Raw genomic sequence first — 7526 nt, 5'->3', positions numbered from 1 at the left:
TCCATGGCGGGCGCCGATCCCGGCTTGCCCTACGAGGAATTGGCCGGACAGATGCAGGTGGAACAGGCGGACGACCATCGCGTGCCGCAAATGGAGTTAAAAACCGAGCCGATGTACGGCGCGATGTTGTTAAAGGAAACCGACTATCGCGGCGAGGGCCAATTTCCGTTGGAATTCGCCCGTTTCAGCGTTTCGCCCAGGAACATCAAGCTTGGGTGTGCGCATCAAGACGCCATGAACGGGGGGCACCAGCACCGGGCGTAAACGCACAGGAACCCACATCCGGAAATACAATGTATCGAGGCGCCTGTGAATGTGAGGGGAGGTTGGCATGGCGGCTCTGTCTGTATCATCGCGCTGTAGCAACGCGGCGAAAGAGCCTAAACACCAATAGGAAACTTGCGAAGATGCAGGCTTGTCAATGACTTAGACAAGCCCACGAAATAATGGCGGAGAGCTAGGGATTCGAACCCCAGGAGGGGTATAAGCCCTCAACGGTTTTCAAGACCGCCGCTTTCGACCGCTCAGCCAGCTCTCCATGAGCCGCGTATTTAACCAGAAGTTTTTTTTGAAATCTAGTATTTTTTGCCGTTTGACGACGAAACGGATTCGAATCGCGGTGACGGAATTTTCTAAGTGTTTGCTGGTGATCGCAAAATCGGCGCGAATGTTGGCGGCTTTGGCCGTTAGGTCCGGCTTCGAGGTGGTCGCCGTCGACTGTTTTGCCGATGCGGATACTCGGCAAATTGCAAAGCACGCTTACCGGGCGCGTTCGTTGGCCTGGGGCGACATCAAGCCAGCGCTGACCGATGCTCGTGCGCGTTTCGGGCTTGCCGACCTGCTGTACGGGAGCGGTTTTGAAACGCATCCGGATAGCTTGATGAATCTGGCGCGGGATTGGCGATTACTTGGCAACGACGCCGTTACCTTTTTCAGGACGCAGGATAAGCGGGATTTTTTTGCTTTGTTGACGCGGCTGGCGATACCTCATCCGCAGGTGGTTTACCAAGCGCCGAGCGAGGTTGGCGCATGGCTGCATAAGCCTTGGCGAGGCGAGGGTGGATTGGGCATTACCGGAGCGGCCGAGTCGGGGAATCGGGAAGCGAGCGGCGGCTATTGGCAGCGCTTCGTCGATGGCGCCGCGATGTCGGTGCTGTTCGTTGCCAATGGCGAGTCGGCGCGGGTGGTGGGATGGAATCGGCAATGGCGCGCGGATTTGGGGGCTGGCTTTGAGTTTGTGTTTGCCGGTGCCGTTGGGTCGGTGCCGATGCCGACTAAAGTGGCGCAAGCGTTGCAAGCCGTCGTGGTGCAATTGACCGGAGCATACGGTTTGCGCGGTCTGAACAGTCTGGATTTTATTTTGGTGTCCGAAGGTTTCCGGGTATTGGAGATGAATGCCCGCGTGTCAGCCAGCGCGCAGCTTTACGGCGACGACGTGTTGGCATCGCATCTACGTGGTTGTCTGGGTCTGCCGCTGGATGTGAGCGCATCGGCACCGGTGTCGCGGGCGATGCGTATCGTCTTCGCGGACCGAAATCTTCGCGTCGCCGACGATTTTTTCTGGCCGGATTGGGTGGTGGATAGGCCGCCACGCGGCGCTTTTATTGGCGCGGGTCAGCCGATATGCAGTATTATTGCGGCCGGTAAAAATTCGGGCCTGGCGATGCTGCAGTTACGCCGCCGGTTACACATTCTAGGCACACTATTGGAAACAGGTCGTTAATCTCATGCAATATCAGGCAAGCGTCAATAAACTCACCCAGCCCTTGGTTCAAACATTGTTGGACAACGCCGACAAGCTGCGTCTCGGCGTTGAACGCTTGGAAAACGGGTGCACGATTATCGACGCCGGCATCAAGGTGCCCGGCGGCTTGGAAGCCGGGCGGATCATCACCGAGATCTGCATGGGTGGCATGGGTACCGCGACGATTTCGCAGAGTTCCTACACCACGCATTGGCCGCTGACGATCAATGTTCACGCCACCAATCCGGTGTTGTCCTGTTTGGGTAGTCAATACGCCGGCTGGAGCTTGTCCCACGGCAAGTATTATGCGTTGGGCTCCGGTCCGGCGCGGGCACTGGCCACCAAGGTCAAGGACGGCGCGGTCGAACCGGTCGAAGAGTTGTACAAGGAACTGGAATATCGGGATGCCGCCGAGCACGCGGTGCTGGTGATTGAAAACGACGCGGTCCCGCCGGTTGAAATTGTCGAAAAGGTCGCCGCCGCCTGTGGTCTGGCGCCGTCGACCTTGACCATCATCGTCACGCCGACCAGCAGTTTGGCCGGCGGCGTGCAAGTGGTCGGCCGCGTTTTGGAGGTGGCGATGCACAAGGCCCATGCCTTGCATTTCCCGCTGGAGAACATCGTCGACGGTTCCGGTTCCGCGCCGATTTGCCCGCCGCATCCGAATTTCGTCAAAGCCATGGGGCGCACCAACGACGCGATATTGTTCGCCGGCCAAGTGCATTTATTCGTGAAAGGTAGCGACGAAGCGGCCGAGAAACTGGCTAAGGAATTGCCCAGCTCCACGTCTAAAGACTACGGCAAACCCTTTGCCGAAATCTTCAAGGCTTACGAATACGATTTTTTCAAAATCGACGCGATGTTGTTCAGCCCGGCCAGCGTGATCGTGACGGCGGTCGAGTCCGGCAAGAGTTTTCGGGCCGGGCAACTGGATAACGCGCTGTTGGACCTTTCCTTCGGCCTCTAAGCCTTTTTCCTTTCGTTCGAACAACGCGGCTTCTAGCCGCGTTTCCGTTTTTAACGTCCTTAAATTATTTTGCATCGAATCGCGATTATCACCGACGACCCCGGCTGGCACGGCAAGCAATTGACCCGAGCCTTCGCCCGCTTGGGCTACGCCGCCGACTACGTGTCGCTCACCGCCTGCGCTTTCGAATTGACCAACGCGGCCTTGCCGATCTCGCTACCGGGCTACCCGGATCGCCTGCCGAGTGCGGTGTTCGTGCGCGGCGTGCCGGGCGGTTCGCTGGAAGAAGTGGTGTTTTACCTGGACATCTTGCACGCCTTGAAAATCGCCGGCGTGCCGGTTTACAACGACGCCGGGGCGGTCGAGCGCAGTGTCGACAAGGGCATGACCAGCTTCTTGTTGCAGCGGGCCGGTTTGCCGACCGCTACCACCTGGGTAACCCGGGATCGCGAACAGGCTCTGGCGGTCGCGGAACAGGAACTGCGCGACGGTCATTTTCTGATCAGCAAGCCGCTGTTCGGTTCGCAAGGGGAAGGCATACGCCGCATCGAAAAATCCACCGACTTGTTATGGTTGACCGGCAGTCGCGGTATTTATTATCTGCAGCGTTTCATCGAATGCGACGGCGACGGCTATTCGGATATCCGGGTCTTCGTCGTCAACGGCCGCGCAATCGCCGGCATGCGACGGCGTGGGATTTCCTGGTTGAATAACGTGGCGCGCGGCGCCTCCTGCGAATGCATCGACATGGACGACGCACTGGCGGCCTTGGCGGTCGCGGCGACCGAAACCCTGCGAATGGATTACGCCGGTGTCGATATCATTCACGATGCCGAGGGCTGTTACCGAGTGATCGAAGTCAATAGCGTGCCGGCCTGGAAGGGTTTGCAAAGCGTCTGCGATATCGATGTCGCCGCGTGTCTGGCCGGCGATTTGGTCGAACGTTATTTGCGCTGAGATGGCTGCCGTCAACCGCCAGTCCTTGATGGACGCCTATAGCCAAGCCTGCGAGATCGAATTGCAGGCATTTAAGCCAGGCAACGTCAGCATCTATAGTCCGGCCCACGATATGACGGTCGAGGATTTTCGAATCAGCGCCCGAGTCAGCCGAGAGCCGATCACGAATCCGGCTTTTAGTTTGGGCGAAAAAATTTATTACGCGGTCGAAGCCACGCGCGAAGCTGTTAATTGCAATACCAATTTGGGCATCATTCTGTTATGCGCGCCGGTGTTGCAGGCGGCGGCCGGCTTGGCGGCAGGTGGTTCGTTGCGTACCGCGCTGGCGCGGGTGTTGGAGGCCACCACGAAATCCGATGCGGAGTGGGTGTTCAAGGCCATCGAGCTGGCGGCGCCGGGCGGATTGGGGACAGCGGACGCCCACGACGTTCGCGAGACGCCGAGCGTGACCCTGTTGCAAGCGATGGAATATGCCGCCGAGCGCGATTTAATTGCCGCTCAATACCTGAATCGGTTTAAAGACGTTTTTGATTTTTCGGTTTTACGATATAATCGTGCTTTCGTTTTGTCTGGCGATTTCGGCTGGTCGGCGTTGGCGGTGTATGCTGCGATATTGGCCCGGTTTCCCGATAGTCATGTCGAGCGAAAGTATGGACAGCAATACACAGAGTGGATTAAGGGGGAAATGGTCGAGCTCGAAAGAGCTTTGCAGGCAGCCTTCGTGCCTGACAAGTTAATGCCGGTTTTATACGAATTGGACAAAACTTTCAAGGCAAAAAAAATCAACCCGGGTACAACCGCGGACCTCACTGTCGCAACTGTACTCGTGGTGCTTCTGGAACAACTGGTTAGCGGTACAAGCGGCTAACCGTTGATAGACGGACCTAGACCGAAACGACAATTTAAGGACATAACAGTGTCTATTTTTTGGTTCAATCTTATCTTAAGGGGATAAATTTAAAATGGCTAAAATCAATAACTTACGCGTTGGTGAATCTTTGGTTGGCGAAGGCAACGAAATTGCCCACATCGACTTGATCATCGGCCCACGCGGTTCCGCGGCTGAAACTGCTTTCGCAAACGCTCTGACCAACAACAAAGACGGTTTCTCTACTCTGTTGGCGGTTGTCGCTCCTAACTTGATGGTTAAACCAGCTACCATCCTGTTCAACAAAGTGACCATCAAAGGTTCAAAACAAGCCGTTCAAATGTTCGGACCTGCTCAACGCGCGGTTGCAATGGCTGTTGCCGATTCTGTTGAAGACGGCACTATCCCTGCTGACGAAGCGGATGATTTGTTCATTTCTGTTGGCGTATTTATCCACTGGTTGGCTGAAGACGACGCAAAAATCGAAGAATTCAACTACAAAGCAACTAAAGAAGCGATTGAGCGCGCTGTTGCCGGCACTCCGACTGCAAAAGAAGTCGTTGCTGCTAAATCTGGCGCAAAACACCCGTTCGCTGCTAACAACGTTTAAGTTTAAGACGCGAAGGTTGTTAAAAATACCCCGGCTCGCCGGGGTATTTTTTTGTCTAAAGGTTTTCCAGATCCCGGCCGCTCAGCGCACCGTTGTGTAAGGCGCTGGCCACCAACGCGGCGTGAATGCCGATGTCGGCCAACCGGCGCAAATCGTCGTGATCGCGCACCCCGCCGGCGGCGACGAAGCGCCGGTTCGGATGGCGGGCCAGCAGGCCGCGCAACAAGGCCAAGTCGGGACCGGCATTGCCGCCGACCTTGTCCAAGGTCATCGCGATCACGGTATCCGGCCAGTAGCCGGGGGATGCCAGCCAGCCGGGGTCGCCCAGCGCGCGATCGTGTTTGAAGTCCAAGGATAGAATGGCCGCGCCGCCCGACAGATCGAAGGCTCGGTTTTGTGATTCGGTACCGACCACCGGCCGCAGATTTTCGCGAGTCTGACTGGCCTCGCTCGAGCCGCCGTCGTCGATCCAGAACGTCAGATTTGGGAAGGTCTCCGCCAGTTTTAGAATCTCGCGGCGGTGGCTGCCGCGAGCCTCGATGGCGTTAAGGTCGGCGATGTAAAAAGTCGCGAAGGCATGCAGGTTAAGAAATGCCTCGACCACCGCGATCGGCTCGCTGACTTTACAGATCAGCGATCGCGGATGCACCGGTCGGTAGCGGCTGCGGTCGCCGCCGGCCGCCAATACGACCTCGCCGCCCTTTAAATCGATTACCGGAATCACCTGCATAGCACCGACCATGAAAATTTTGGTGTTCGAATATATCACCGGCGGCGGTTTCGTCGGCCAGTCCCTGCCGGCCGGCTTGGCGGCCGAGGGCGGGCTGATGTTACAGGCATTATTGCAAGAACTGAAGGCCTTGCCCGGCATCGAGCTGAGCGTGATGCTTGATAGCCGCTGCCAACGTCCCAATCTGTTAACCGAAGCGGAGGTCGTGCGCATCGACCACCCGGACATCCGCGTGGTGCTGCCCAAGCTGTTGGCCGGCTCGGATTGCTTTTGGCCGATTGCTCCCGAAACCGACGGCATTCTGCAAACGCTCGCCGAGCTGGCCGCCGCCAACCGGACGCCAGCACTGTTGTCCGACCCGGCCACGCTGGCAATTTGCGCGGACAAGCTCGCCAGTTACCGCGTGTTCTGCGCGCAGGGCTTGCCGGCCGTGCCGACCCGAAGGCTGTCCGACGATCTCGGCGATTGGCGCGGCCGTTTGGTGGTCAAGCCGGTCGATGGCGTTGGTTGCGAGGGGGCGCGGCTGCTTGCTGTCGATCAATTTCACGATTGGCGCGATCGCTGTCCCGATCCGGCGCGTTATGTGGTCCAACCTTATTGCGAAGGTCGGCCCTCCAGCTTGTCGGCCTTATTTGCCGGCGGTCGAGCCTGGTTGCTGAGCGTCAATCGCCAACGGATCGAGGTCGTCGACGGCGGATTCGCGTTGCGCGGCTGTCGGGTGAATGTCGCGGTCGCGGCGCGGTCGTTGTACCAGGGCTGGTTGGATCGCTTGGCCGCCGGCTTGCCCGGTTTATTCGGCTACGTTGGCGTGGATTGGCTGGAAACCGCCGACGGCGGCGGTCAATTGTTGGAAATCAATCCGCGTTTGACCAGTTCCTATGCCGGCCTCGGCCGAGCCATCGGCATCAACGTCGCCGAACAGGTGTTGCGTTGCCTCGACGGCGCGCCGGAAAGCTTTCAAACCGATCGACAGACCGTCGATATTACTTTCAATCATTAAACGAATTCATGGCTCAACGTATTGCCGGATGGGATATCGGCGGCGCCCATGTCAAATTGGCGCTGCTGGACGAACGGGGTGAATTGCTGAGGGTGGAGCAACGGCCATGCCCGCTCTGGAAGGGCTGCGATCATTTGGCGGCCGCAATCGCCGAGTTGGACCAGACCCATGGGTTGACCGATTGTCGCCACGCGGTGACGATGACCGGCGAATTGGCCGACGGTTTCGCCGATCGCGAGCAAGGCGTGCGCGCCATTGTCGCCACGATAGGCCGGCGCTTTGGCTTCGATCGGATTGAGGTGTTTGCCGGACGGGTTGGCTTCATCGGCGCCGCCGACATCGCGCCGGACGATACGTTGGCGATCGCCTCGGCCAATTGGCTGGCCAGCGTATTTTGGCTGGCCGACCGGTTGCCAGACGCCTTGTTCATCGATATCGGCAGTACGACCACGGATTTGCTACTAATCGAAAACGGCAGCCCGCGTATCGAAGGCTATACCGATTACCAGCGTTTGATTTCCGGGGAGTTGCTCTACACCGGTGTCGTTCGCACCTCGGTGATGGCACTTGCCAGTACCGCTGAATTTAACGGCAGGCAACAAGGTCTGATGGCTGAGCATTTTGCGACCACCGCCGATATCTACCGGGTG

Annotated in this window: 9 protein-coding genes and 1 tRNA gene; 8 read left to right on the top strand and 2 right to left on the bottom strand. The window is 57.9% G+C overall.

The annotated features are described in order from the left end of the window. The coding region (locus AC3B8H_RS16090; protein WP_488442561.1) for a hypothetical protein at nucleotides 1-264 on the top strand (264 nt) is incomplete at its 5' end. A 183-nt stretch (nucleotides 265-447) separates the two neighbouring features. Here AC3B8H_RS16090 and AC3B8H_RS16085 read toward each other — a convergent pair. Then, nucleotides 448-538, bottom strand: a tRNA-Ser gene (locus AC3B8H_RS16085). 81 nt (nucleotides 539-619) lie between these two features. Here AC3B8H_RS16085 and AC3B8H_RS16080 point away from each other — a divergent pair. The 5 genes from AC3B8H_RS16080 to fae all read left to right on the top strand — a co-directional run bounded on the left by AC3B8H_RS16080 (nucleotide 620) and on the right by fae (nucleotide 5146). Beyond that, a complete protein-coding gene (locus tag AC3B8H_RS16080; protein WP_488442560.1) occupies nucleotides 620-1723 on the top strand; it encodes an ATP-grasp domain-containing protein in 1104 nt (367 codons plus the stop codon). 4 nt (nucleotides 1724-1727) lie between these two features. Beyond that, the gene (mch, locus tag AC3B8H_RS16075; protein WP_488442559.1) at nucleotides 1728-2711 is read left to right on the top strand and encodes a methenyltetrahydromethanopterin cyclohydrolase; all 984 of its coding nucleotides are present in this window, start codon (nucleotides 1728-1730) and stop codon (nucleotides 2709-2711) included. 69 nt (nucleotides 2712-2780) lie between these two features. Continuing rightward, nucleotides 2781-3668: an ATP-grasp domain-containing protein gene (locus AC3B8H_RS16070; protein WP_488442558.1), complete on the top strand. Its 888-nt coding sequence runs from the start codon at nucleotides 2781-2783 to the stop codon at nucleotides 3666-3668. Between the two features lies 1 nt (nucleotide 3669). Continuing rightward, the gene (locus tag AC3B8H_RS16065) at nucleotides 3670-4536 is read left to right on the top strand and encodes a triphosphoribosyl-dephospho-CoA synthase (RefSeq protein ID WP_488442557.1); all 867 of its coding nucleotides are present in this window, start codon (nucleotides 3670-3672) and stop codon (nucleotides 4534-4536) included. 94 nt (nucleotides 4537-4630) lie between these two features. Then, nucleotides 4631-5146 (top strand): formaldehyde-activating enzyme, encoded by a 516-nt coding sequence (gene fae / locus AC3B8H_RS16060; RefSeq protein WP_064024482.1) that lies wholly within the window; start codon nucleotides 4631-4633, stop codon nucleotides 5144-5146. 55 nt (nucleotides 5147-5201) lie between these two features. Here fae and AC3B8H_RS16055 read toward each other — a convergent pair whose 3' ends face one another. Then, the gene (locus AC3B8H_RS16055; protein ID WP_488442556.1) at nucleotides 5202-5876 is read right to left on the bottom strand and encodes a HisA/HisF-related TIM barrel protein; all 675 of its coding nucleotides are present in this window, start codon (nucleotides 5874-5876) and stop codon (nucleotides 5202-5204) included. A 10-nt stretch (nucleotides 5877-5886) separates the two neighbouring features. Between AC3B8H_RS16055 and AC3B8H_RS16050 the strand changes: the two genes are divergently transcribed. Together AC3B8H_RS16050 and AC3B8H_RS16045 are read left to right on the top strand one after the other, a co-directional pair. After that, nucleotides 5887-6876, top strand: coding sequence for an ATP-grasp domain-containing protein (locus AC3B8H_RS16050; RefSeq protein WP_488442555.1), 990 nt, complete (start codon nucleotides 5887-5889; stop codon nucleotides 6874-6876). Nucleotides 6877-6884: 8 nt separating this feature from the next. Next, a partial coding sequence (locus AC3B8H_RS16045) for a hydantoinase/oxoprolinase family protein (protein ID WP_488442554.1) occupies nucleotides 6885-7526 on the top strand: 642 nt, incomplete at its 3' end.

The organism is Methylomonas sp. BG-2 (genome assembly GCF_057766305.1).
Note: the sequence above shows the minus strand (reverse complement) of the source record. Positions and strands in the feature narration are given on the sequence as shown.

What these genes read in the sequence shown, in the direction of transcription:
- mch (WP_488442559.1), top strand. Translation starts at nt 1,728, where the DNA reads ATGCAATATCAGGCAAGCGTCAATAAACTCACCCAGCCCTTGGTTCAA.
- AC3B8H_RS16050 (WP_488442555.1), top strand. Translation starts at nt 5,887, where the DNA reads ATGAAAATTTTGGTGTTCGAATATATCACCGGCGGCGGTTTCGTCGGC.
- AC3B8H_RS16055 (WP_488442556.1), bottom strand. Translation starts at nt 5,876, where the DNA reads ATGCAGGTGATTCCGGTAATCGATTTAAAGGGCGGCGAGGTCGTATTG.
- AC3B8H_RS16065 (WP_488442557.1), top strand. Translation starts at nt 3,670, where the DNA reads ATGGCTGCCGTCAACCGCCAGTCCTTGATGGACGCCTATAGCCAAGCC.
- fae (WP_064024482.1), top strand. Translation starts at nt 4,631, where the DNA reads ATGGCTAAAATCAATAACTTACGCGTTGGTGAATCTTTGGTTGGCGAA.